Annotated in this window: 22 protein-coding genes; 19 read left to right on the top strand and 3 right to left on the bottom strand. The window is 59.1% G+C overall.

The window, feature by feature from the left end; all coding sequences use genetic code 11:
• Nucleotides 1–195: 195 nt before the first annotated feature.
• The 5 genes from ffh (at nucleotide 196) to rplS (ending at nucleotide 3,779) form a co-directional block, all read left to right on the top strand.
• Nucleotides 196–1,572: a signal recognition particle protein gene (gene ffh, locus AC4IHP_RS23370; RefSeq protein WP_007967791.1), complete on the top strand. Its 1,377-nt coding sequence runs from the start codon at nucleotides 196–198 to the stop codon at nucleotides 1,570–1,572.
• Between the two features lie 262 nt (nucleotides 1,573–1,834).
• Nucleotides 1,835–2,086 carry a 30S ribosomal protein S16 gene (gene rpsP, locus AC4IHP_RS23365; protein WP_003185073.1) on the top strand — a complete coding sequence of 84 codons (252 nt, stop codon included), beginning with the start codon at nucleotides 1,835–1,837 and terminating at the stop codon, nucleotides 2,084–2,086.
• Between the two features lie 5 nt (nucleotides 2,087–2,091).
• Nucleotides 2,092–2,628: a ribosome maturation factor RimM gene (gene rimM / locus AC4IHP_RS23360; RefSeq protein WP_101159360.1), complete on the top strand. Its 537-nt coding sequence runs from the start codon at nucleotides 2,092–2,094 to the stop codon at nucleotides 2,626–2,628.
• Between the two features lie 2 nt (nucleotides 2,629–2,630).
• Nucleotides 2,631–3,383, top strand: coding sequence for a tRNA (guanosine(37)-N1)-methyltransferase TrmD (gene trmD, locus AC4IHP_RS23355; protein WP_038860625.1), 753 nt, complete (start codon nucleotides 2,631–2,633; stop codon nucleotides 3,381–3,383).
• A 45-nt stretch (nucleotides 3,384–3,428) separates the two neighbouring features.
• On the top strand, nucleotides 3,429–3,779 hold the full coding sequence (gene rplS / locus AC4IHP_RS23350) for a 50S ribosomal protein L19 (protein ID WP_003175895.1): 351 nt from the start codon (nucleotides 3,429–3,431) through the stop codon (nucleotides 3,777–3,779).
• Between the two features lie 169 nt (nucleotides 3,780–3,948).
• On the opposite strand, the gene AC4IHP_RS23345 is transcribed toward rplS, so the two are convergent.
• Nucleotides 3,949–5,757, bottom strand: a complete 1,809-nt coding sequence (locus tag AC4IHP_RS23345; protein ID WP_490832871.1) for a cation:proton antiporter — start codon at nucleotides 5,755–5,757, stop codon at nucleotides 3,949–3,951.
• A gap of 108 nt (nucleotides 5,758–5,865) precedes the next feature.
• Here AC4IHP_RS23345 and xerD point away from each other — a divergent pair, with 108 nt between their 5' ends.
• The 7 genes from xerD to AC4IHP_RS23310 all read left to right on the top strand — a co-directional run bounded on the left by xerD (nucleotide 5,866) and on the right by AC4IHP_RS23310 (nucleotide 13,163).
• A complete protein-coding gene (gene xerD, locus AC4IHP_RS23340) occupies nucleotides 5,866–6,762 on the top strand; it encodes a site-specific tyrosine recombinase XerD (RefSeq protein ID WP_490832870.1) in 897 nt (298 codons plus the stop codon).
• 255 nt (nucleotides 6,763–7,017) lie between these two features.
• Complete coding sequence (dsbC, locus tag AC4IHP_RS23335; protein ID WP_016771534.1) at nucleotides 7,018–7,749, top strand: bifunctional protein-disulfide isomerase/oxidoreductase DsbC; 732 nt, start codon at nucleotides 7,018–7,020, stop codon at nucleotides 7,747–7,749.
• Nucleotides 7,750–7,880: 131 nt separating this feature from the next.
• Nucleotides 7,881–9,185 carry a homoserine dehydrogenase gene (locus AC4IHP_RS23330; protein ID WP_024011722.1) on the top strand — a complete coding sequence of 435 codons (1,305 nt, stop codon included), beginning with the start codon at nucleotides 7,881–7,883 and terminating at the stop codon, nucleotides 9,183–9,185.
• A 105-nt stretch (nucleotides 9,186–9,290) separates the two neighbouring features.
• Nucleotides 9,291–10,700: a threonine synthase gene (thrC, locus tag AC4IHP_RS23325; protein ID WP_490832869.1), complete on the top strand. Its 1,410-nt coding sequence runs from the start codon at nucleotides 9,291–9,293 to the stop codon at nucleotides 10,698–10,700.
• A 120-nt stretch (nucleotides 10,701–10,820) separates the two neighbouring features.
• Nucleotides 10,821–12,194, top strand: a complete 1,374-nt coding sequence (locus tag AC4IHP_RS23320; RefSeq protein ID WP_460124336.1) for a transporter substrate-binding domain-containing protein — start codon at nucleotides 10,821–10,823, stop codon at nucleotides 12,192–12,194.
• A 117-nt stretch (nucleotides 12,195–12,311) separates the two neighbouring features.
• The gene (locus AC4IHP_RS23315; RefSeq protein ID WP_460124339.1) at nucleotides 12,312–12,719 is read left to right on the top strand and encodes a response regulator; all 408 of its coding nucleotides are present in this window, start codon (nucleotides 12,312–12,314) and stop codon (nucleotides 12,717–12,719) included.
• Nucleotides 12,720–12,881: 162 nt separating this feature from the next.
• Nucleotides 12,882–13,163, top strand: a complete 282-nt coding sequence (locus tag AC4IHP_RS23310) for a DUF3509 domain-containing protein (RefSeq protein WP_016771530.1) — start codon at nucleotides 12,882–12,884, stop codon at nucleotides 13,161–13,163.
• Between the two features lie 222 nt (nucleotides 13,164–13,385).
• Here AC4IHP_RS23310 and AC4IHP_RS23305 read toward each other — a convergent pair whose 3' ends face one another.
• The gene (locus AC4IHP_RS23305) at nucleotides 13,386–14,585 is read right to left on the bottom strand and encodes a CaiB/BaiF CoA transferase family protein (protein WP_024011725.1); all 1,200 of its coding nucleotides are present in this window, start codon (nucleotides 14,583–14,585) and stop codon (nucleotides 13,386–13,388) included.
• 146 nt (nucleotides 14,586–14,731) lie between these two features.
• Between AC4IHP_RS23305 and AC4IHP_RS23300 the strand changes: the two genes are divergently transcribed.
• The 3 genes from AC4IHP_RS23300 (at nucleotide 14,732) to AC4IHP_RS23290 (ending at nucleotide 18,411) form a co-directional block, all read left to right on the top strand.
• Nucleotides 14,732–15,274 carry a YaeQ family protein gene (locus AC4IHP_RS23300; protein ID WP_083366913.1) on the top strand — a complete coding sequence of 181 codons (543 nt, stop codon included), beginning with the start codon at nucleotides 14,732–14,734 and terminating at the stop codon, nucleotides 15,272–15,274.
• 54 nt (nucleotides 15,275–15,328) lie between these two features.
• The gene (gene recJ, locus AC4IHP_RS23295; RefSeq protein ID WP_490832868.1) at nucleotides 15,329–17,038 is read left to right on the top strand and encodes a single-stranded-DNA-specific exonuclease RecJ; all 1,710 of its coding nucleotides are present in this window, start codon (nucleotides 15,329–15,331) and stop codon (nucleotides 17,036–17,038) included.
• A 266-nt stretch (nucleotides 17,039–17,304) separates the two neighbouring features.
• Nucleotides 17,305–18,411 (top strand): NADH:flavin oxidoreductase/NADH oxidase, encoded by a 1,107-nt coding sequence (locus AC4IHP_RS23290; RefSeq protein WP_041478189.1) that lies wholly within the window; start codon nucleotides 17,305–17,307, stop codon nucleotides 18,409–18,411.
• 176 nt (nucleotides 18,412–18,587) lie between these two features.
• On the opposite strand, the gene AC4IHP_RS23285 is transcribed toward AC4IHP_RS23290, so the two are convergent.
• Entirely contained in the window at nucleotides 18,588–20,216 is a 1,629-nt protein-coding gene (locus AC4IHP_RS23285; protein WP_064364377.1) for a glucan biosynthesis protein D, read from the bottom strand.
• A 403-nt stretch (nucleotides 20,217–20,619) separates the two neighbouring features.
• Here AC4IHP_RS23285 and AC4IHP_RS23280 point away from each other — a divergent pair, with 403 nt between their 5' ends.
• From AC4IHP_RS23280 to AC4IHP_RS23265, 4 genes are all read left to right on the top strand, one after another.
• Nucleotides 20,620–20,805: a hypothetical protein gene (locus tag AC4IHP_RS23280; protein ID WP_016771524.1), complete on the top strand. Its 186-nt coding sequence runs from the start codon at nucleotides 20,620–20,622 to the stop codon at nucleotides 20,803–20,805.
• A gap of 303 nt (nucleotides 20,806–21,108) precedes the next feature.
• Nucleotides 21,109–21,690 carry a ComF family protein gene (locus tag AC4IHP_RS23275; RefSeq protein WP_281924607.1) on the top strand — a complete coding sequence of 194 codons (582 nt, stop codon included), beginning with the start codon at nucleotides 21,109–21,111 and terminating at the stop codon, nucleotides 21,688–21,690.
• Nucleotides 21,691–21,695: 5 nt separating this feature from the next.
• Nucleotides 21,696–22,253 carry a hypothetical protein gene (locus AC4IHP_RS23270; protein WP_042606925.1) on the top strand — a complete coding sequence of 186 codons (558 nt, stop codon included), beginning with the start codon at nucleotides 21,696–21,698 and terminating at the stop codon, nucleotides 22,251–22,253.
• A 281-nt stretch (nucleotides 22,254–22,534) separates the two neighbouring features.
• Complete coding sequence (locus tag AC4IHP_RS23265; RefSeq protein ID WP_252875659.1) at nucleotides 22,535–23,257, top strand: tellurite resistance TerB family protein; 723 nt, start codon at nucleotides 22,535–22,537, stop codon at nucleotides 23,255–23,257.
• Nucleotides 23,258–23,361: the final 104 nt, after the last annotated feature.

Genomic DNA, 23,361 nt, shown 5'->3' with positions numbered 1-23,361 from the left:
AGCCCGAAAGGCGCTGAGTTTGGCATAGAACCGCCACGGCACGAAAGACTCCGCAAGCTGACGGCGAGGTGTCCGCCGGCCGCAGTCTTCGCTATAATCCGCGACCTGCCCACGCCGCAGGCTCGCCGAGCACATGTTGATTCCGGTCTGGGCCGCCATTATCCCGGTTCGTACAGGGCCTGAAAGGATCGCGCAATGTTTGAAAACTTAACCGACCGTCTCTCGCAGACGCTGCGCCATGTCACCGGCAAGGCGAAGCTGACCGAGGACAATATCAAAGACACCCTGCGTGAAGTGCGCATGGCGTTGCTCGAAGCTGACGTCGCATTGCCGGTGGTCAAGGACTTCGTCAATTCGGTCAAGGAGCGCGCTGTCGGCACCGAGGTGTCGCGCAGCCTGACGCCGGGCCAGGCGTTCGTGAAGATCGTCCAGGCCGAACTTGAAAGCCTGATGGGCGCGGCCAACGAAGACCTCAACCTGAGTGCCGTTCCGCCAGCCGTGATTCTGATGGCCGGTCTGCAGGGCGCGGGTAAAACCACCACCGCCGGCAAACTGGCGCGCTTCCTTAAAGAGCGCAAGAAGAAGTCGGTCATGGTCGTCTCGGCGGACATCTACCGTCCAGCGGCGATCAAGCAGCTGGAAACCCTGGCCAACGACATCGGCGTGACGTTCTTCCCGTCCGACCTGAGCCAGAAGCCGGTCGACATCGCCAATGCGGCTATTAAAGAAGCAAAACTGAAATTCATCGACGTGGTCATCGTCGATACCGCCGGTCGTCTGCACATCGACGAAGAGATGATGGGCGAGATCAAGGCGCTGCACGCCGCGATCAACCCGGTCGAAACCCTGTTCGTGGTCGACGCCATGACCGGTCAGGACGCCGCCAACACGGCCAAGGCCTTCGGTGATGCGTTGCCGCTGACCGGTGTGATCCTGACCAAGGTCGACGGCGACGCTCGTGGCGGTGCCGCACTGTCGGTGCGCGCCATCACCGGCAAGCCGATCAAGTTCATCGGTATGGGCGAGAAGAGCGAAGCGCTAGATCCGTTCCACCCTGAGCGTATTGCTTCGCGGATCCTCGGCATGGGCGACGTGCTCAGCCTGATCGAACAAGCTGAAGCGACGCTGGACAAGGACAAGGCCGACAAACTGGCCAAGAAGCTGAAAAAGGGCAAGGGCTTCGACCTCGAAGACTTCCGCGATCAGCTGCAACAAATGAAGAACATGGGCGGCCTCGGCGGGCTCATGGACAAACTGCCGAGCATCGGCGGCGTCAACCTGTCGCAGATGGGCAATGCCCAGAACGCCGCAGAGAAGCAGTTCAAGCAGATGGAAGCCATCATCAATTCCATGACCCCGGCCGAGCGCCGCGACCCTGAGCTGATCAGCGGTTCGCGCAAGCGCCGGATCGCCATGGGCTCCGGCACGCAGGTGCAGGACATCGGCCGCTTGATCAAGCAGCACAAGCAGATGCAGAAGATGATGAAGAAATTCACCGCCAAGGGCGGTATGGCAAAAATGATGCGCGGCATGGGCGGTATGTTGCCCGGCGGCGGCATGCCGAAAATGTAAGTCAGGACACTAAGACTTCGCCGGTCGTCGCACCGGCGCAGACCCTGCAAGGACGCAGGATCAAACAGCAAACCCGCACTCGGCGGGAGCTGACTGGCCGTTTTTAATGACGGCTCTCTATGCAAATCTGCACGGCATGCCATGGGCGCCGGAAAAAGGCATTTGCAAAAGTCCGGATATTCCTTAGAATATGCGGCCTTTCGGGCACCCATGCCCGCTGTGCATTTAGATTTGCAGCACCGACTACAGGAACGATGTTCACATGCTAACAATCCGTCTTGCCCTTGGCGGCTCCAAAAAGCGCCCGTTTTACCACCTGACCGTAACCGACTCGCGTAACCCGCGTGACGGCTCCCACAAAGAACAGGTTGGTTTCTTCAACCCTGTTGCCCGTGGTCAGGAAATCCGTCTGTCCGTGAACCAAGAGCGCGTTGCCTACTGGCTGAGCGTTGGTGCACAACCTTCTGAGCGCGTTGCTCAGTTGTTGAAGGAATCTGCCAAGGCTGCGGCCTGAGCAATATGAACGCGACGCCAGCCCCTGCCGATGATTTGATCGTTATTGGCAAAATTTATTCTGTTCATGGCGTTCGCGGCGAAGTGAAGGTTTATTCCTTTACTGATCCGACTGAAAACCTGTTGCAGTACAAAACCTGGACGCTCAAGCGCGAAGGCAATGTCAAACAGGTCGAGCTGGTCAGTGGACGCGGGAGCGACAAGTTCCTGGTCGCCAAGCTCAAGGGTCTCGATGATCGTGAAGAAGCTCGTCTTCTGGCCGGTTATGAGATCTGCGTGCCGCGCAACCTGTTCGCTGAATTGACCGAAGGCGAGTACTACTGGTACCAGCTGGAAGGTCTGAAGGTCATCGACACCCTTGGGCAACTGCTCGGGAAAATCGATCATCTTCTGGAAACCGGCGCCAATGATGTAATGGTCGTCAAGCCTTGCGCTGGCAGCCTGGATGATCGCGAACGCCTGTTGCCCTATACGGAGCAATGCGTGTTGGCCGTCGACCTGGCAGCGGGCGAGATGAAGGTGGATTGGGACGCGGACTTCTGAACGTGGCTAACTTGCGCGTAGAAGTGATCAGTTTGTTTCCCGAGATGTTTTCCGCCATTGGCGATTACGGCATCACCAGTCGTGCGGTCAAACAGGGGCTCTTGCAGCTGACCTGTTGGAATCCGCGAGATTACACGACGGATCGGCATCACACTGTGGACGATCGCCCGTTTGGCGGTGGTCCGGGCATGGTGATGAAGATCAAGCCCCTGGAAGATGCGCTGGCTCAGGCCAAGGCAGCAGCCGGGGAGGCGGCGAAGGTGATTTACCTGTCCCCCCAAGGCCGTCAACTGACTCAGTCGGCGGTACGCGAGCTGGCACAATCGGATGCATTGATCCTGATTGCCGGCCGCTACGAAGGCATTGACGAGCGCTTTATTGAGGCTCATGTCGATGAAGAGTGGTCGATTGGCGACTATGTACTGTCTGGCGGTGAGCTGCCGGCCATGGTCCTGATCGATGCGGTTACACGACTGCTGCCTGGAGCTTTAGGGCATGCGGATTCCGCTGAGGAAGATTCCTTTACGGATGGTCTGCTGGATTGCCCGCACTACACCCGACCGGAGGTGTATGCGGATCAGCGTGTTCCCGACGTGTTGCTAAGTGGCAATCACGCGCATATCCGGCGTTGGCGTTTACAGCAGTCCCTTGGTAGGACCTATGAACGACGCGCCGATCTTCTGGAAAGCCGCTCGCTTTCTGGAGAAGAGAAGAAGCTGCTCGAGGAATACATCCGCGAGCGGGACGATAGTTAACAACGTATCGATGGTAGATCGAACGATTTACCTTAGGAGCACAGCATGACCAACAAAATCATCCTTGCACTCGAAGCAGAGCAGATGACCAAAGAAATCCCTACCTTCGCCCCAGGCGACACTATTGTCGTTCAGGTGAAAGTGAAGGAAGGCGATCGTTCCCGTCTGCAAGCGTTCGAAGGCGTTGTAATCGCCAAGCGTAACCGCGGCGTGAACAGTGCGTTCACCGTTCGTAAAATCTCCAACGGTGTTGGCGTAGAACGTACTTTCCAGACCTACTCCCCGCAGATCGACAGCATGGCTGTCAAACGTCGCGGTGACGTACGTAAAGCCAAGCTGTACTACCTGCGTGACCTGTCGGGTAAAGCAGCTCGCATCAAGGAAAAACTGGCTTAAGCCCAGCTTCCGATGCAGAAAAAAGCAGCCTACGGGCTGCTTTTTTGTTGCCCGGGATTTGTGCGGCAAAGATCTACAGTCTATTCGTGACCGAGTCGCCGCCTTCGCGAGCAGGCCCGCTCCCACAGGGGTCCGAATGTGGGAGCGAGCCTGCTCGCGAATCGATCCGTCAGGCGCTGGAACCTTCCGGTTGAATCAACGCCAGCAACGTCCACCCCGCCCCCGGCTTCAACGCCGTTTCCGGCGTCACCACATGCACCCAACCGCTGTCATCACGCATGAACAGCAGCGTCGCGCGATTGCCGTGCAGCGCTTGGTAATCCTCCCAGCCGAAGCCGTCCGTCAACGTCGTGCTGTAAAGCTCCGCTCCCTGGCCCATCTGGCCGGCCAGTTTCGAATAGGTCAGTGCCTCACTGCCCAATTGATTGCCCCGGTGTTCCAGGCTTGCGCGGTGCTTGTCGCTGCGGCGGCTTTCATGGCCGCTGGCCAGCCCGAACAGGCGCTGATGACCGAAGTCATGACGAAAGCGCATCGCCGCCAATGTGTTCAGCTCGCCCGACGGTGACAGCGCCAGCAAATGCCCCAACCCCACCAGGTCCAGATGCGCGTCCGCATGCTGCGACGCCGGGTTGCCGAAATAAGTCGGCAAGCCTTCCATGCGTGCCGCGCGGATATTCTCCCAGCTCGAATCGGTCAGCAGGACGCGGCTGCCCAGTTGCTGCAGCGACTTGCCCAGTTCGCGGGCCGGGCCGTTGGCTCCAACGATCAGAAAACCGCTCGGCGCCGGTTCGGCGACCTTTAACAGCCGTGCCAGCGGTCGCGCCGTTGCGCTTTGCAAAACCACGGTGCCGATGATTACCGCGAAGGTCAGCGGCACCAGCAGCAGGGCGCCTTCATGTCCGGATTCATCCAGACGAATGGCGAAAATCGCCGAGACAGCCGCAGCGACGATCCCGCGTGGCGCGATCCAGCACAGCAACGCTCGTTCGCGCCAGCTGAGACTGGAACCGGCGGTGCTGAGCAAAACATTCAGTGGGCGGGCGATCAGCTGGATCACCAGCAGCAGGATCAACACCAGCGGTCCCAGACCGATCAAAGCGTCCAGGTCCAGGCGCGCCGCGAGCAGGATGAACAGTCCGGAAATCAGCAACACGCTGAGGTTTTCCTTGAAGTGCAGGATGTGCCGCACGTCCACGCCTTTCATGTTGGCCAGCCACATGCCCATCAGCGTCACCGCCAGCAAGCCGGACTCGTGCATCACTTGGTTGGCGCAGATGAAAATCGCCAGCACCGCTGCCAGCGAGGCCAGGTTATGCAAGTATTCCGGCAGCCACTGACGGCGGATCACCGTCCCCAGCAGCCAACCACCGACGACACCAAACAAGGCGCCGCAGAGAATCACCCCGCCGAAGGTGAAGAGGCTTTGCTTGAGGCCGTGGCCTTCAGCGCTGGCGATGATGAAGCTGTACACCACGACCGCGAGCAGAGCGCCGATCGGATCGATGACGATGCCTTCCCAGCGCAGGATGTTGGCGATCGAGGCTTTTGGCCGCACCACCCGCAGCATCGGCACGATCACGGTCGGACCGGTGACCAGTGTCAGGCTGCCAAACAGAATCGCCAGCATCCAGTCGAAACCGAGCAGAAAATGCGTGGCGACCGCGATGACGATCCAGGTCGAAATCGCACCGAGGGTCACCAGTCGATGAACGACGCTGCCGATCTCTTTCCATTCCGACAGGTGCAGAGTCAGGCTGCCCTCGAACAGGATCAGCGCCACTGCCAGCGACACCAATGGCATCAGCAACGGGCCGAACATTTCCTGCGGGTCGAGCCAACCCAGCAGCGGGCCGGCCAGAATGCCGGTCAGCAGCAGAAACAGAATGGCCGGCAGCTTCAGGCGCCATGCCAGCCACTGACAACCCAGCGCCGCCGCGCCGATCCCGCCAAATGCCAAGAGAATTTGCTGCTCGTTCATTGATGCTCCCTGTTCCTTGATCTGGCTGGCTATGAAAGACTAGCGGCCATTCCCGTCGTTCACTGTCTATTTGCGCGCAGTGTGAAAAACTGCCTGCCCCGAGCACCCATGCCTGCCATCGACCATCCGCTGATTGATCAATTCCTCGACGCTTTATGGCTGGAAAAAGGCCTGTCCGACAACACCCGCGACGCCTATCGCAGCGACCTCGCGCTGTTCAACGGCTGGTTGCAGGAGAAGAATCTCGAATTGATCAATGCCGGTCGCGAGTTGATCCTTGATCACCTCGCGTGGCGGCTGGAGCAAAACTACAAGCCGCGCTCGACCGCGAGATTTCTCTCCGGGGTGCGTGGCTTTTATCGCTATCTGTTGCGGGAAAAACTGATCAGCGTCGACCCGACGTTGCGAGTCGACATGCCGCAACTGGGCCGGCCGTTGCCCAAATCGCTGTCGGAAGCCGATGTCGAAGCGCTGCTCAAGGCGCCGGACCTGAGCGAGGCCATCGGCCTGCGCGACCGGGCGATGCTGGAAGTGCTGTATGCCTGTGGCCTGCGCGTGACCGAACTGATCAGCCTGACGCTGGAGCAGGTCAACCTGCGCCAGGGCGTCTTGCGGGTGATGGGCAAGGGCAGCAAGGAGCGTCTGGTGCCGATGGGCGAGGAGGCGATTGTCTGGGTTGAGCGTTATATGCGTGATGGTCGTGGCGAGTTGCTCGGCGGCCGCCCCAGCGATGTGCTGTTCCCCAGCCAGCGCGGCGAGCAGATGACCCGGCAGACGTTCTGGCATCGGATCAAGCATCAGGCCAAGGTCGCCGGTATCAGCAAGTCGCTGTCGCCGCACACCTTGCGTCACGCGTTCGCCACGCACCTGCTCAACCATGGTGCGGACTTGCGCGTGGTGCAGATGCTGCTCGGGCACAGCGACCTGTCCACCACGCAGATTTACACCCATGTCGCCCGCGCCAGGTTGCAGGATCTGCACGCCAAACACCATCCTCGCGGCTGAACACTACCCCCTGTGGGAGCGAGTCTGCTCGCGAAAGCGGTGTGTCAGGCAACACTCAATCTGGATGTGCCGGCCTCTTCGCGAGCAGGCTCGCTCCTACAGGGAATCATGTCGTCCCGAATACGTGGCGACAGGCGCATTCGGCCCTCGCGACCTTATGTGTTAGGCTTTGCCGGTTTGCACGATGGACGGTTATGACCCGGTGTTTCGCACGGGCGTTCTGATCGTTTCATTGGCCCGCCCTCAGGAGTACTCATGCGTCTGACCCAGATTTTCGCTGCCGCCGCTATCGCGCTGGTGAGCACCTTTGCCGTCGCCGATGACGCGGCCGACAAAGCCATTCGTCAAAGCCTGGAAAAACTCGAACTCGAGGTTCCGGTCGAGAGCATCAGCGCCAGTCCGTTGCCTGGCATGTACGAAGTCAAACTCAAAGGCAGCCGCGTGCTTTACGCCAGCGCCGATGGCCAGTACATCGTCCAGGGCAACCTGTATCAGCTCGCGAACGGCAAACCGGTCAACCTGACCGAAAAGACCGAACGCCTGGGCATTTCCAAACTGATCAATGCCATTCCGGTGGCCGAAACCGTGGTCTACCCGGCCGTGGGCGAGACCAAATCGCACATCACCGTGTTCACCGACACCACCTGCCCGTACTGCCACAAACTGCATGCCGAAGTGCCCGAGCTGAACAAGCGCGGCATTGAAGTGCGCTACGTGGCGTTCCCGCGCCAGGGCCTGAATTCCCCGGGTGACGAACAGCTGCAAGCGGTGTGGTGCTCGAAAGACAAGAAAGCCGCCATGGACAAAATGGTCGATGGCAAGGAAATCAAGGCCGCCAAGTGCGATAACCCGGTTTCCAAGCAATTCGCCCTCGGTCAGTCGATCGGCGTGAATGGCACACCGGCCATCGTTTTGGCCGACGGCCAGGTCATTCCGGGCTACCAGCCGGCGCCACAAGTCGCCAAACTGGCGCTGGGCGCGAAGTAATTCGCATCGTCTCGGGCAACCGATGACGATCGTGGTCCGGCAGCAACAGCGCCGGGCCATCAACAGAGAGCCGCGAGCACGCGGTTGTTTTCCGGCCGACCCTGTGTCGGCCGTTTCATGGGGAGTTCACAGTGAATCCGGTCAAAGTAGGCATCTGTGGGTTAGGGACCGTCGGTGGCGGTACCTTCAACGTACTTCAGCGCAACGCCGAGGAAATTGCTCGTCGTGCCGGGCGTGGAATCGAAGTGGCACAAATTGCCACGCGCACGCCAAAGCCTCAGTTCCAGACGACCGGTATTGCGATTACCAACGATGTCTTCGAAGTGGCCACGAACCCTGAGATCGACATCGTCATAGAGCTGATGGGCGGCTACACCGTTGCCCGCGAGCTGGTACTCAAGGCCATCGAGAATGGCAAGCATGTGGTCACCGCGAACAAGGCGCTGATAGCCGTTCACGGTAATGAGATTTTCGCCAAGGCACGCGAGAAAGGCGTGATCGTGGCATTCGAAGCGGCGGTCGCCGGTGGCATTCCGGTGATCAAGGCGATCCGCGAAGGCCTGTCCGCCAACCGCATCAACTGGGTCGCGGGCATCATCAACGGCACCGGCAACTTCATCCTCACCGAAATGCGTGAGAAGGGCCGTACGTTCGAAGACGTGCTCGCCGAAGCGCAGGCGCTGGGTTATGCCGAAGCCGACCCGACTTTCGACGTCGAAGGCATCGATGCCGCGCACAAGTTGACCATTCTGGCGTCGATTGCCTTCGGTATTCCGCTGCAGTTCGACAAGGCTTACACCGAAGGCATCACCAAACTGACCACCGCCGACGTCAACTATGCCGAAGCGCTGGGCTATCGCATCAAACACCTCGGTGTGGCGCGCAGCACTGACGCTGGCATCGAGTTGCGCGTGCACCCGACGCTGATTCCGGCTGATCGCCTGATCGCCAACGTCAACGGCGTGATGAACGCAGTGATGGTCAACGGTGACGCCGCCGGTTCGACGCTGTTCTACGGTGCCGGCGCTGGCATGGAGCCGACCGCTTCGTCGGTGATCGCCGACCTGGTCGACGTGGTTCGCGCCATGACATCCGACCCGGAAAACCGTGTGCCGCACCTGGCCTTCCAGCCGGACTCGTTGTCGGCGCATCCGATCCTGCCGATCGAAGCCTGCGAAAGCGCTTACTACCTGCGCATTCACGCCAAGGATCATCCGGGCGTACTGGCTCAAGTGGCGAGCATCCTGTCGGAGCGCGGCATCAATATCGAATCGATCATGCAGAAGGAAGTCGAAGAGCATGACGGCCTGGTGCCGATGATCCTGCTGACCCACCGCGTGGTCGAGCAGCGCATAAATGATGCGATCACCGCGCTGGAAGCACTGGCTGGCGTCGACGGCCCGGTTGTACGGATCCGTGTCGAACATTTGAACTAAAGCAGCGGCAAGCTTCGAGCTGCAAGCGGCAAGAGAGAAGCAGTCTGGCTTTTACTTGCGACTTGCAGCTTGCAGCTTGCAGCTCAAACCGAAGGTTTGAAAAAAATGCGATATATCAGTACTCGCGGCCAGGCCCCGGCCCTGAATTTCGAAGAGGTCCTGCTGGCCGGTCTGGCGACCGATGGCGGTCTGTACGTCCCGGAAAACCTGCCACGTTTCACTCAGGAAGAGATCGCTTCCTGGGCTGGCCTGCCGTATCACGAACTGGCCTTCCGGGTGATGCGCCCGTTCGTTACCGGCAGCATCCCGGATGCCGATTTCAAGAAGATCCTCGAAGAAACCTACGGTGTGTTCGCCCACAGCGCCGTGGCGCCATTGCGTCAGTTGAACGGTAATGAATGGGTGCTGGAACTGTTCCACGGCCCGACCCTGGCGTTCAAGGACTTCGCCCTGCAACTGCTCGGTCGTCTGCTCGATTACGTGCTGGAAAAGCGCGGCGAGCGCGTGGTGATTGTCGGTGCCACCTCCGGTGATACCGGTTCGGCAGCCATCGAAGGCTGCAAGCACTGTGAAAACGTCGACATCTTCATCCTGCACCCGCATCAGCGTGTATCGGAAGTGCAGCGTCGGCAGATGACGACGATCTTCGGCGAGAACATCCACAACATCGCCATCGAAGGCAACTTCGATGACTGCCAGGAAATGGTCAAGAACAGCTTCGCCGACCAGAGCTTCCTCAAAGGCACGCGTCTGGTGGCGGTGAACTCGATCAACTGGGCGCGGATCATGGCCCAGATCGTTTACTACTTCCACGCGGCCCTGCAGTTGGGCGGTCCGGCGCGTTCGGTGTCGTTCTCGGTGCCGACCGGCAACTTCGGCGACATTTTCGCCGGTTACCTGGCGCGCAACATGGGCCTGCCGATCAACCAGTTGATCGTCGCGACCAACCGCAACGACATCCTGCACCGCTTCATGAGCGGCAACCAGTACGTCAAGGAAACCCTGCACGCAACGCTGTCGCCATCGATGGACATTATGGTTTCGTCGAACTTCGAGCGCCTGCTGTTCGACCTGCACGGTCGTAACGGTGCGGCGATTGCCGGCCTGATGGACTCGTTCAAAAAGGATGGCAGCTTCAGCGTCGAACAAGAGCGCTGGACCGAAGCGCGTAAACTGTTCGACTCGCTGGCGGTGGACGATGCGCAGACCTGCGAAACCATTGCCGAAGTCTACGAGCAGAGCGGTGAAGTCCTTGATCCGCACACCGCCATCGGCGTGAAGGCCGCGCGTGATTGCCGTCGCAGTCTGGACATTCCGATGGTCATTCTGGGCACTGCCCACCCCGTCAAGTTTCCCGAGGCAGTGGAGAAAGCGGGTGTAGGAAAAGCGCTCGAACTACCTGCACATCTTTCTGATTTGTTTGAGCGAAACGAGCGCTGCACCGTTCTGCCAAATGACCTGAAAGCCGTGCAAGCCTTTGTCAGTCAGCATGGCAACCGCGGCATGCCACTGTAAGCCTGCCAGCGCTGTCACATTTTGAAGCCCGTCTCCTGACGGGCTTTTTTGTTTCTGCTGCCACACTGCTCGGGTTTTCACCCACGAAGGACGGGTGAGTCGATCACGAAGGAAATGGCTATGCTGTTTTACAGAGGTTTGAAACCGGCACTGGGCTGGTTGTTTTTGTTGGCGGTGCTGGGATGGGTGCACAGCGGCGTGGCGGCGCAGATGGCACTCGATCAGGCCAATGCGTCGGTCAATGTGCCGGCTGTCGAGCTGGATGCGCAAGAGCGGCAATGGATCCGCGACAACCCCAGAGTGACGGTGGCATCGGTGCAATATCCGCTGTACCTGTTTCAGGACGAACACGGCCAATGGAGCGGTCTGAACAACGATGTGCTCAAGCGCGTCAGTGCAATGACGGGGCTGCAATTCGAGCATCAGGAGTCGTTCTCCACCGATCATATGCTCGCACGTCTGCAAAGCGGGGTCGCGGACATCAGTACGACGTTGGCCATGAGTGATGATCGCAAGACCTTCCTGGATTTCAGTCATGCTTTCGGAGGGGCCGGCTGGGTTTTTGTCGGACATGCCAATACCCCAAGGGTGGAATCTTTCGAACAGCTGGCCAGACGCGTTGTGGTGCTACCCGCCCGCCATGCCCTGGAGGATGTGATTCGGCGCGATTATCCGTCGATTCAAATTCGTTCGGTAAAGACCTACGCCGAAGCGCGAGCGTTGGTGGAAAGCGGCGAAGCCTATGCGACCATCGAAAACGAGATCGGCGCGCAGCTTTATCCGTTGGGCATGCTCAAGGTCGGCGGGCTGGTAGAAGGCAAGTGGGAAGCCGATCATCTGGCTGTGCGAAAAGGCATGCCGCAGCTGCTGAGTATTCTCAACAAAGCGCTGGAAGCTTTCCCGGCCGCTGAACTGCGAGCGATCCGTCTCAAATGGCTCGAAGGCGTTTCGCCGCCACCCGTGCCGTCCATCTGGGAGCGGCTGGTCGAGTGGGCATGCTGGGCGATGGGGGGGATCGGCGTTTTCGGAATACTGTCGTTGGTATGGAACAGACGCCTGGCGGCGGTGATCAAGTTGCGCTGTAAAGCGGAAAAGGAACTGGGTGATCAACTGGCCTTTCAGCATGCTCTGATCGATTCCATGCCGGACCCTGTATTCGTGCGCGATATGCAGGGGCGTCTGATCATCTGCAACCGCAGTTACGAAGAAGCGCTGTCGGTGCGCCTGGATCAGATGCAGGGGCGGTTGCTGATCGAGGTTGACGCATTTCCCGAAGCCACCGCGCGGATGCTGCACGACGAGTTCATTGCCCAGTTGCAAACCCGCAAGTCGCGCTTCAGCAAGCGCCAGTTGCTATTTAATGGCGGGCCTCGAGAGGTCTATCAGTGGACCGTGCCTTTTTACAGCGGCGACGGCAAATTACGCGGCTTGTTGGGCGGCTGGACCGACATCACCCAGCGCCGGACCGAGAGCGGGTGTCGTTGTCTGCAGTAAAGAAGGGAAATGTCCTGCAAGACGCGGCTACTTTTCTGATGGGAGGCTTAAGACGCCTGCCCTAGAGTGACCGATAACTGCGGTGAGAGTCCGCGATGATCGCTCCAGAGGTCGCCCATGCGCTCGCTTAAAGTTTTGATTCTTGAACCCAACCCGTTCCAACTGATGGCATTGCATCAAATGCTCAATGCCATCGGCATCTATGACGTCTTGACCGCGCCTTCGCTGGCGTCAGCCTTGTGTTCCCTGGGGCACCGCGGTGCGGTCGATATTGCTATTTGCGATCCGCAACTCAAGGGAGGGGATGGCCTGGCCCTGATTCACCATTTGGCCGCCCACCATGAGGCGCGTGCGCTGATTCTGCTGGGCTCGGTCGCGCAGAGCCTATTGAGTGATCTGGAACCAGTGCTCCGCCAGCAACGCCTGCGTCTGCTGGGGCGTCTGCAAACGCCGGTCTCGGCAGTGTTGATGAGGGGGCTGCTGGACAGCTATCTGATCACTCCGCAGGAACTCATCGAGGCCTGAAGCCGGCGGTTATTTTTCTGTCATCTTCACCGTGCATGCTCTGTCAGACGCAGCCCCATGAGATTGGGGCGCGACAGGCAGAACTTTCTTCTCGGGCCGGTGGTCATTTAATGTGAACACGCCCCAGGCACTGTGTTTTCGGACTATTGAGTGGAGATCGAGATGGAAAGTATCAGTCTATTGCTCGGTGAGGCTCTGAGCCCGTATCAGGTGACGCTGACCCCTCGCGGCAGCCATGGTGAATGTCTGGTGACGCTGAAGAACAGCAGCGGCGCCATTGTGGTGGAACGCGAATTCAATCAGGCCCAGTTGAGCGACAAGCGCTTGCTGACCGATGTGGTGGACGGCCTGCACCGCGACGTGATGATCGCCGAAGGACGGCTGGAACCTTGCGTCATCGCGGCGTTGCGCAATGCGGCTCTGGACAAGCGTCCGGCCCTGTAAAGATGAAATATTTTTTGTGGGAACCTTCCTGCATCCCTGTCAGTCAGACCCCATAACAGCAGGATCAAGCATTGTGCTCCGGTGCTTGTCGCTTGCTGCTACGGGTCTCGAAGCAGACCACGTTTAACCCCGAGTCGTCTCCCCACTTCTCGGGGTTTCTTTTTGCCTGGCGTTTGCTCATTGCGCGGTTTATTGCTCGATGATCAAACCGCGCAGTCGTGCTCAAATGGCTCCGTCTTCGCGCAGCCGGGCGATTTGCGCCGCGTCGTAGCCCAGATCGCCAAGCACCTGCGCATTGTGTTCGCCCAACTGCGGTCCGACCCATTCGGATGAACCTGGGGTTTCGGAAAGTTTCGGCACGATGCCGGGCATTTTGAAATCCTTGCCGTCCGGCAGCTTGGCATGCAGGAACATTTCCCGCGCCAGGTATTGCGGATCGTTGAACATATCCTCTGCGCTGAAGATCCGGCTGACCGGTACGTCGGCCTGATTGAGCAAGTCGAGAACAGTCTGCAGCGGCAGCGAATTGACCCAGCGATCAATCACGCCATACAGCTCGTCGCGGCGGCTGTCACGCCCGTCATTACTGGCCAGCAGCGGGTCGTTGGCAAGATCTTCGCGGCCGATCACGAGCATGAAGCGTTTGAAGATCGCGTCACCATTGGCACCGATCTGTACATGCTTGCCGTCGGCGCTGGTGTGGATCGAAGAGGGCGTGATGCCCGGCATGATGTTGCCGCTGCGCTCGCGGATGAAACCGAAGACGTCGAACTCCGGCACCATGCTTTCCATCATCGCGAAAATGGCTTCGTACAGCGCAACGTCGACGACTTGGCCCAGTCCGCCGTTGACCTCGCGATGACGCAGCGCCATCAGCGCACCGATCACGCCCCACAGCGCGGCAATCGAATCGCCGATGGAGATCCCGGTGCGCACCGGTGGGCGGTCTTCGAAGCCGGTGATGTAACGCAGACCGCCCATGGATTCGCCGACCGCGCCGAAACCCGGCTGGTCCTTCATTGGCCCGGTCTGACCGAAACCGGACAGGCGCACCATCACCAGTTTCGGGTTCAGTGCGTGCAGGGTTTCCCAGCTCAGACCGAGTTTCTCCAGAACGCCGGGGCGGAAATTCTCGATGAGGATGTCGGCTTCGCCCAACAGCTGTTTCAGGATCGCCAAACCGTCAGGGTGTTTCAGATTGAGGGTCAGCGACTTCTTGTTGCGCGCCTGGACGAACCACCACAATGAGGTGCCTTCGTACAATTTGCGCCACTTGCGCAGGGGATCGCCGCCGTCCGGCGATTCGATCTTGATCACCTCGGCGCCGAATTCGCCGCAAATGCGCGAGGCAAACGGCCCGGCGATCAGCGTACCCAATTCAATGACTTTCAGACCCGAGAGCGGTTTGCTGGTGAACGGCATGCGAAATCCTGTAGGACAAGGCTGAACGGATACAGGGTTTTAACATAGCCGGCTGTCAGACGCCGCAGCTGGATTGCCATCAATTCGATGATTGCCTGTGGCATCGGTTAGACTTGCCGACTTTCCTCGTATCAAGAAGCCCGTTCATGGCACAGCCGTCCACTACCTACAAATTCGAACTGAACCTCACCGACCTCGACCGCAGCGTCTACGAGAGCGTCAAGCAGACCATCGCCCGTCATCCTTCGGAAACCGAAGAACGCATGACCGTGCGGCTGCTGGCCTACGCGCTCTGGTACAACGAGCAGCTGTCGTTCGGCCGTGGTCTGTCAGACGTGGATGAACCGGCCTTGTGGGAAAAGAGCCTGGATGACCGTGTCCTGCACTGGATCGAAGTCGGCCAGCCGGATGTCGATCGCCTGACCTGGTGCTCGCGCCGCACCGAACGCACCAGCCTGCTGGCCTACGGCAGCCTGCGTGTCTGGGAAACCAAAGTGATCCCGGCGATCAAGAACCTGAAAAACGTCAACATCGCCGCCGTTCCGCAAGAAGTGCTGGAGACCCTGGCCAAAGACATGCCCCGCGTCATCAAGTGGGACGTGATGATCAGCGAAGGCACGATCTTCGTCACCGACGATCGCGGTCAGCACGAAGTCCAGTTGCAATGGCTGCAAGGTGAGCGCGGCTGAGGTCGCGACACCGCTGATATTTCCCACGAATCAAAGAGAAGCCTCCGTCGCCCCATGCGTATCGAACCTCGTCAACTGCCTGCCACGCTGCCTTTCCTCGGTGATCTGCCGCCACTGCTGACTCGCCTGTACGCGGCGCGGGGCGTGCAGTCGGAGGCAGAGCTGGACAAGAGTCTGGCGCGCTTGATCCCGTTCCAGCAGCTTAAAGGCATTGATGCGGCGGTCGACCTGCTGGTGACGGCTCTGGAGCAGCGTCAGCGCATTCTCATTGTTGGCGACTTCGACGCGGACGGCGCCACCGCCAGCACCGTCGGTGTCCTCGGCCTGCGCCTGCTGGGCGCGGCGCATGTCGATTATCTGGTGCCGAACCGTTTCGAATACGGCTATGGCCTGACGCCGGAAATCGTCGAAGTCGCGCTGACCCGTGAACCGCAGTTATTGATCACCGTCGACAATGGTATTTCCAGTGTCGAAGGCGTCGCGGCGGCCAAGCGCGCGGGACTGAAGGTGTTGATCACCGACCACCACTTGCCCGGCGATGAACTGCCGCATGCCGATGCGCTGGTCAATCCGAACCAGCCGGGCTGCGAGTTTCCGAGCAAGGCGCTGGCCGGCGTCGGGGTGATTTTTTACGTGTTGATGGCCTTGCGCGCGCGCCTGCGCAGCCTTGGCTGGTACGAGAGCAAGCCGCAACCGAACATCGGCGAACTGCTCGATCTCGTGGCGCTGGGCAGCGTCGCCGACGTGGTGCCGCTGGATGCCAACAACCGCATTCTTGTGCACCAAGGCTTGGAGCGTATTCGTGCCGGCCGGGCGCGGCCGGGGATCAAGGCGATCCTCGAAGTTGCCAAGCGTGATGCTGCGCGGATCACTTCCACCGACCTGGGTTTCATCGTCGGCCCGCGCCTGAACGCCGCCGGGCGTCTGGACGACATGAGCCTGGGCATCGAATGCCTGCTCACCGCCGACGCCAATCTGGCGCGGGAAATGGCTGCGCAACTGGACGGCATGAACCAGGATCGCAAATCCATCGAGCAGGGCATGCAGCGTGAAGCGCTGGCGCAGCTCAAGGATCTGCCGGTCGAATCGATGCCTTTTGGTCTGTGCCTGTTCGATCCGGAGTGGCATCAGGGCGTGATCGGCATCCTCGCCTCGCGGATGAAAGAGCGCTATTTCCGCCCGACCATCGCTTTCGCTGATGCCGGTGATGGCTTGCTCAAGGGCTCCGGTCGCTCGGTGCAAGGCTTCCATATTCGCGATGCGCTGAGCGTGGTCGCGGCGCAGCATCCGAACCTGATCGCCAAGTACGGTGGCCACGCGATGGCCGCTGGTCTGACCTTGCCGCAGGAGAATTTTCCGCTGTTCGCCGAGGCATTCGACGCTGAGGTGCGCAGGCAACTTCGCGAAGAAGACCTTACCGGGCGCATGTTGTCGGACGGCACGCTGGCCGTCGAAGAGTTCCACCTCGAACTGGCTCGCGCCTTGCGTCACGCCGGGCCATGGGGTCAGCACTTTCCTGAGCCGCTGTTTCATGGCGTGTTCCAGTTGGTCGAGCAGCGTGTAGTTGGCGAGCGGCATTTGAAAGTGGTGCTGAAAAGCGAATGCGGTTCGGTGAAGCTCGATGGCATCGCGTTTGGCATTGATCGCGATGTGTGGCCGAACCCGACGATTCAATGGGTTGAACTGGCTTACAAGCTCGACGTTAACGAGTTTCGCGGCAACGAGACTGTGCAGTTGATGATTGCTCATATCGAACCGCGTTAAGCCATTCGCGAGCAGGCTCGCTCCCACAGGTACGGTGCAGTCTTGTGGGAGCGAGCCTGCTCGCGAAAGCGTCCTTTCACACACTGAATTACTCTGAACCCTCCGTCATCCTCGGTTGTCGACTAGGCTCTAAGCACTGCTTGATTGGCCTTGTGACGTCTTGTCGAATTTTTGCCCGCGGGGGCGGGTGTCGCACCCTTTATCTGTCACTCGTCGACTTTTCAAACAGAACCCTGGAGCCTGCCCACTGATTCGAGAGGTGCCCCATGAGTCTGCTGCTTGAACCCTTTACTCTTCGCCAACTGACCCTGCCCAACCGCATCGCCGTGTCGCCGATGTGCCAGTACTCCAGCGTCGACGGCCTGGCCAACGACTGGCACCTGGTGCACCTGGGCAGCCGCGCGGTGGGCGGTGCCGGTCTGGTGTTTACCGAAGCTACGGCAGTTACCGCCGACGGGCGCATCACCGCCGAAGACCTTGGCCTGTGGAACGACGAACAGATCGCCCCGCTGCAACGCATCACTCGGTTCATCACCGCGCAGGGCGCGGTCGCGGGTATTCAACTGGCGCACGCCGGGCGCAAGGCCAGCACTCACCGGCCGTGGATCGGCAAGCATGGCAGCGTCAAACCCGAAGATGGCGGCTGGACCCCGGTCGGACCATCGCCGATTGCCTTCGATCCGCAGCACACCCAACCGAAGCAGCTGGATGAGGGGCAGATCGCCGAGGTGATCCAGGCCTTTGTCGATGCGGCCAAACGCGCGCTGACGGCGGGGTTCAGCGTGGTCGAGGTGCATGCCGCGCACGGCTATCTGCTGCATCAGTTTCTTTCGCCGCTGAGCAATCAACGCCGCGATCAGTACGGTGGTTCGTTCGAGAATCGCATCCGCCTGGTGCTGCAAGTCACTGAAGCGGTGAGGGCGGTGTGGCCGGAGGAATTGCCGGTGTTTGTCCGCGTCTCGGCGACCGACTGGGTCGAAGACGGCTGGAATCCGGATGAGACAGTGGAGCTGGCGCGGCGCCTGCACACCCTTGGCGCGGATCTGATCGATGTATCATCGGGCGGGACTGCGGCTAACGCGGAGATCCCGGTCGGGCCGGGTTACCAGACGCGTTTTGCCGAACGTGTACGCAAGGAATCAGGCATCGCCACTGGCACTGTGGGAATGATTACCGAGCCGGCGCAGGCCGAGCATATTCTGCGCACCTGTCAGGCCGACATCATTTTCCTCGCCCGCGAACTGCTGCGTGATCCTTACTGGCCGCTGCATGCCGATGATGATCTGGGCGGGCGCAAAGCGGTGTGGCCGGCGCAGTATCAGCGCGCGACCCATCGGGATCAGCCGATTCATGAATCGGATTTGCGCGATTGATTGAAGGCTGAAAAGCAAAAGCCCCGACCAGTGATGGTCGGGGCTTTTCTATTCGGCACAAGTTTGCGTTGTCAGGCGGGCCTCTTCGCGAGCAGGCTCGCTCCCACAATAGGAATGCGGACCCCTGTGGGAGCGAGCCTGCTCGCGAATGACGCCAGAACAGCCGCCTTATAACCTCAAGGGTATTTACGCTTGTCCGGCGCCGGTGGGAAGTACTGGTACAACCAGGTTTCGCTCAACGTGCGGTCATTGGTACGGATGAACAGGCGCAGTTCCACCGGCTCGACACTGTCATTAGTCGGGTACCAATCGAACAGGATCCGATAACCCTTGATGTCATCCAGCACGAGCACGCTGAAGTCTTGCACCTTACCATTGGAGCAAGTGATCACTGGCTCGATCCCGGTGCCCTGTGGCAGGCGCTCGAGGCCGCCGCCGGTGAAGTCCACGGCAAAACGCCGCGCCCAGACTGGCGGGTAGTGCTCACCCGGCGCCCAACCCTCGGTGAAGCCGCCCATGCCCGAACGCGTCGCGTGCACCCGTGCCAGTGGCGTGCCGACCGGTGGCAGGGCGCTCCAGTACAGCTTGTACCCGTAATTCAGCGAATCACCGGCAGCCACGGGCTTCTTCGGCGTCCAGAACGCGACGATGTTATCCAGCGTCTCGCCGGTCGTAGGAATTTCCAGCAGATCGATAGAGCCTTCGCCCCATGCGGTTGTTGGTTCTACCCACAGGCTCGGGCGCTTGCTGTACCAGTCGACGGTGTCCTGATAGTTGGCGAATTCGTGGTCGGTCTGCACCAGGCCGAAACCCTTCGGGTCCTTGTCGGCAAATGCATTGAATTGCAGCGTCGCCGGGTTGTTCAACGGACGGCAGATCCACTCGCCATTGCCGCGCCACATGGCCAGACGATCCGAGTCGTGGATCTGCGGGTGGATGGTGTCGCACATGCGCCGTTCGTGAGTGCCGCAGCTGAACATGCTGGTCATCGGCGCCACGCCCAGTTGTTCGATGGTGGTACGCGCGTTGATGTGCGCGTCGATTTCCATCACCACGCGCTCGGCCTGGCAATCGATGTCAAAGCGATAGGCACCGGTGGCGCTCGGCGAGTCGAGCAGGGCGTAGACCACAAAACGCGTGGCGTTCTTGTCCGGCGTCTCGAACCAGAACTTGGTGAAGTCGGGAAACTCTTCGCGTTTCTTCGCGTAAGTATCGATGGCCAGGCCGCGTGCGGAGAGGCCATATTGGCCAGTGGCATCGACCGCCCGGAAATAGCTGGCGCCGAGAAACGACACCACGTCATGCCGATCCAGCTCCGGCGCCTTGAACAGCTTGAAGCCGGCAAAACCCAGATCGCCCTTGAGCTGCTGGGTGTCGACCGAAGTGTTCTCGTAATTGAACAGCGCCGGACGGAAATGCACCTCACGCGCCATGCGCGTCTTCGGATCAACGCTGTACATGCGCACCGGCTGACGGAAACCCATGCCGACGTGGAAGAACTGCACGTCCAGCTGGCCTTTGTTTTCCTTCCACAACGAATGCTCGCCGTCGTAGCGGATCGCGTTGAAATTCTGCGGAGTCATGGTCGCCAAGGTCGGCGGCAATACCTGTTTCGTATCCTGATAAGCATTGCCGGCGAGCTGCTTGGCCTGGCGCTTCAACGATTCGAAATCAAAGGCCTGAGCCTCGCCATCGGCGGCGCCACCATTGGCCGCCCAGGCTCGAGCGGCCAACAGGCCCGACGCGGAAAGACCGGTATAGGCCGCAATGGCCATGGACGCTTTGAGCAAATTCCTGCGGTGCATAAATACAACCTGTCGTGTGCAATCCAGCGCCGTTCCTGGCACCTGTCGGATCGGAAATTACGGTTCGGTCATGCCTTCGGCCAAACGCAACGGACTATAAACAGATGCCCGCTAGCTTAATCGGTTCGATTGTCGGGCAAAAAGGCTTGTTTGCGTTGCGTCATCTGGCAATGAAACAAGACATGTCTGTAATTTTTCTGACAGGGCTCTCTGATTTAGAGGGCATATCTGCTTTTTTCGATTAATTACTCTAAAAACCACTTTTCAACGCCGATTTAATTCCTATTCTATGGACAAGACCGGATACAAGCCTTCGTGCCGGCGGGGCACACGACGCTGCTCGAAGAGGCAGGGCGATGTGAGGTTCAGCAGTTTCTTGACTCAATAGAGAAGGACATCGTCCATGGCAAAAATACAGGGCATCACTGAAATGTTGGGCATCTTTCCTTGCTTGGGCGGCGGGCGCAGAAGACGCCGCCTCAATTCCGAAGAATTGAAATTGGTGGAGCGTTATCGAGAGCTGTCAGAGAGTGACCGGATCGCCATGCGTTATCTGGTGGATGCGATGCGCAGTGTTTCGCGGTTTTAGCGCTGAAGCAGTCACCGTGAAAGCCATTTGGCTTCCACGGTGGACGGATAAATCAACCTGACCTGTGGCGAGGGAGTTTGCTCCCTCGCCACAGTTTTTTGGCAGCAACGGGATGATGCCGTAGGAAATGGGAGTTTTTCAGGAAGGTCGTATCTGTAGGAAATGCCTGTTTTTGTGCAGGCATCAGCGTGACCACCCCTAGCAGGTGTTTTTTCCGTTATTTGTTTGATCTTGCGCGTCGCTGCAGATGCTCGGCCCTTGGTTTCAGGGCTTAAGAGATTGTCATCAATAACGGAGAATTCGATGAAAGTATCCCTCAAGCAGATCAACGGCCCTTGGGATCAGGGCTGGGTGCTGGACAAACACATGGTAAGTAGTACCTTTCTGGGCAACGATGATCGCGGACACCCATGTTTCGATAATCAGCGTACCGAGATAGGTGAGGCAACCTACCAGCTCAAGTACCAGAAGGATTGGAACCAGGTCGGCCCACTTGCTCAAGCCGTAGCGACGAATGTGTTCCCCAGACTGGACCAGGTCGGGTTTGTAGTGCCTATGCCAGCTTCGAATATCCGTCAGCGACAACCGGTGACTGAGGTTGCCCTGGCGTTGGGACGAATCATCGGGCGGCCGGTTTTTTCGGATTTGCTCAGAAAGGCGGCGACGGGAAAGTCGCTCAAGGATCTGCATTCCAAAGCAGAGAAAGTTGCTGCGATTGGAAACAGTTTTAGCATCAATGATGAAATCACTACTGACGGGCGCTGGAATGTTTTGGTAGTAGATGATCTGTTTGATAGTGGGGCGTCGATGGACGCGGCCTGCGCCGTTTTACGTAAATATCCAAAGGTCGGAAAGATCTACGTAGCGGCACTAACCTGGAAATGAACTCAATGACCACTGTATTTATTGCTGGCTCTATCAACATCAAGAACCTTGATCCAAAGGTTAAAGAGCGCATCAATAATATCGTTGCGTCTGATTTTGAGGTGGTGGTGGGTGATGCGGGTGGCGCTGATAGCTCCATTCAGGAGTACCTGCTGAGTCTCGAAGCTTCCAGAACAACGGTGTTCTGCAGCGGCTCGGTGCCCAGGAATAACCTTGGGCAATGGCCCGCCAGGCCCGTGGCCTCAAAACATACCAAGGGATCAAGAGCCTTTTTCACCGAAAAAGACGTGGTCATGGCCGAAGCGGCTGATTATGGCTTGATGATCTGGGATGCCAAGAGTACCGGTACGCTCAGCAATGTCATTGAACTGTTATCGCGAAAAAAGAAGTCTCTTGTATTCGTCAACAAGGAAAAGCAATTCAAAGTGGTCGGAGATGTCAGCCAGCTTGAGGAGTTGATTGCAGTCATGTCCGACCACGCCAGGCAAAAAGCCAACGAAAAAATCAGGCTGTTCGATCGTATTTCCTTGTTGAAACACGATCAGGCAGAGCTTTTGTTTTGATGATGCTTTTCGGGTTTTTATGATTTCGGCAGAGTGTGGTAGCCGGCGCGAAGGGCGTTGGCGACGCACCCGAAATACCCCCCGGGCCGGAAGACCAAAATGACGGTTTGACGCAGCGTAAGCAGCAGACGTTAACCGTCGTTGGTTTGATTGATTGGCTGTACATCCCACACGGCTGCTGGTTGAGCAACATCTCGAAGCACACTCGCGGGGCGGGTTCGGGCACTTTCGAACTAGGCTGAGGGCCTTAGATCCGGATAACCCTTGTTTGGAGACGGAACATGAACACCCGTGGATTGCTCGATCAACTGCTCAAGTCCGGGCAGGAAATGCTGCAGAACAAGACTGGTGGCGCTTCCAACAAGTCGGCTGCCAGCGGACTGGGCGGCTTGCTCGGCGGCTCGTCAGGCTCCAGCGGCCTCGGCGGCCTGCTCTCCGGCGCGGGCGGCGGCGCATTGGCCGCTGGCGCGATGGGCCTGCTGCTCGGCAACAAAAAAGTTCGCAAGGTCGGCGGCAAAGTCGCCATCTACGGCGGCCTCGCCGCGCTGGGCGTGCTGGCCTACAAGGCCTACGGCAACTACAACGCCCAGAAAGGCAGCGCACCCCAACGCGAACCACAAACTCTCGACCGCCTGCCCCCCGCGCAAGTCGAAGAACATAGCCAGGCGATCCTCAAAGCCCTGGTCGCCGCCGCCAAGGCCGACGGCCACATCGACGAGCGGGAGCGCGAACTGATCGAAGGCGAATTCACCAAACTCGACAACGACCAGGAGCTGCAACACTGGCTCCACGCCGAACTCAACAAACCCCTCGACCCCACCGACGTCGCCCGCGCGGCCAGCACGCCGGAAATGGCGGCGGAGATGTACATCGCCAGTGTGATGCTGGTGGATGAGGAGAATTTCATGGAGAAGAGTTATCTGGATGAACTGGCACGGCAGTTGAAATTGGAGCCGGGGTTGAAGGTGGAGTTGGAGAGGCAGGTGCGGTTGGCGGGGGCTTAAAGTTATCGTTTAAAAAAATCGCAGTGTTAGGCTGCGATTTTTTTGCCTGCGGACTGGAGGAAAGCGACAGTTGAGCGCGGTTAGAAAGATCAGCTTTTTGCGCC

The organism is Pseudomonas sp. UF-293 (assembly GCF_058245595.1).
The sequence above is the reverse complement of the archived record's forward strand: the minus strand, read 5'-3'. Positions and strand labels throughout refer to the sequence as shown.

Excerpts from the sequence above, each read along its gene's own strand:
- ffh (WP_007967791.1), top strand. The coding sequence starts at position 196 with ATGTTTGAAAACTTAACCGACCGTCTCTCGCAGACGCTGCGCCATGTC.
- rpsP (WP_003185073.1), top strand. The coding sequence starts at position 1,835 with ATGCTAACAATCCGTCTTGCCCTTGGCGGCTCCAAAAAGCGCCCGTTT.
- rimM (WP_101159360.1), top strand. The coding sequence starts at position 2,092 with ATGAACGCGACGCCAGCCCCTGCCGATGATTTGATCGTTATTGGCAAA.
- rplS (WP_003175895.1), top strand. The coding sequence starts at position 3,429 with ATGACCAACAAAATCATCCTTGCACTCGAAGCAGAGCAGATGACCAAA.
- AC4IHP_RS23345 (WP_490832871.1), bottom strand. The coding sequence starts at position 5,757 with ATGAACGAGCAGCAAATTCTCTTGGCATTTGGCGGGATCGGCGCGGCG.
- xerD (WP_490832870.1), top strand. The coding sequence starts at position 5,866 with ATGCCTGCCATCGACCATCCGCTGATTGATCAATTCCTCGACGCTTTA.
- dsbC (WP_016771534.1), top strand. The coding sequence starts at position 7,018 with ATGCGTCTGACCCAGATTTTCGCTGCCGCCGCTATCGCGCTGGTGAGC.
- thrC (WP_490832869.1), top strand. The coding sequence starts at position 9,291 with ATGCGATATATCAGTACTCGCGGCCAGGCCCCGGCCCTGAATTTCGAA.
- AC4IHP_RS23320 (WP_460124336.1), top strand. The coding sequence starts at position 10,821 with ATGCTGTTTTACAGAGGTTTGAAACCGGCACTGGGCTGGTTGTTTTTG.
- AC4IHP_RS23315 (WP_460124339.1), top strand. The coding sequence starts at position 12,312 with ATGCGCTCGCTTAAAGTTTTGATTCTTGAACCCAACCCGTTCCAACTG.
- AC4IHP_RS23310 (WP_016771530.1), top strand. The coding sequence starts at position 12,882 with ATGGAAAGTATCAGTCTATTGCTCGGTGAGGCTCTGAGCCCGTATCAG.
- AC4IHP_RS23305 (WP_024011725.1), bottom strand. The coding sequence starts at position 14,585 with ATGCCGTTCACCAGCAAACCGCTCTCGGGTCTGAAAGTCATTGAATTG.
- AC4IHP_RS23300 (WP_083366913.1), top strand. The coding sequence starts at position 14,732 with ATGGCACAGCCGTCCACTACCTACAAATTCGAACTGAACCTCACCGAC.
- recJ (WP_490832868.1), top strand. The coding sequence starts at position 15,329 with ATGCGTATCGAACCTCGTCAACTGCCTGCCACGCTGCCTTTCCTCGGT.
- AC4IHP_RS23290 (WP_041478189.1), top strand. The coding sequence starts at position 17,305 with ATGAGTCTGCTGCTTGAACCCTTTACTCTTCGCCAACTGACCCTGCCC.
- AC4IHP_RS23285 (WP_064364377.1), bottom strand. The coding sequence starts at position 20,216 with ATGCACCGCAGGAATTTGCTCAAAGCGTCCATGGCCATTGCGGCCTAT.
- AC4IHP_RS23280 (WP_016771524.1), top strand. The coding sequence starts at position 20,620 with ATGGCAAAAATACAGGGCATCACTGAAATGTTGGGCATCTTTCCTTGC.
- AC4IHP_RS23275 (WP_281924607.1), top strand. The coding sequence starts at position 21,109 with ATGAAAGTATCCCTCAAGCAGATCAACGGCCCTTGGGATCAGGGCTGG.
- AC4IHP_RS23270 (WP_042606925.1), top strand. The coding sequence starts at position 21,696 with ATGACCACTGTATTTATTGCTGGCTCTATCAACATCAAGAACCTTGAT.
- AC4IHP_RS23265 (WP_252875659.1), top strand. The coding sequence starts at position 22,535 with ATGAACACCCGTGGATTGCTCGATCAACTGCTCAAGTCCGGGCAGGAA.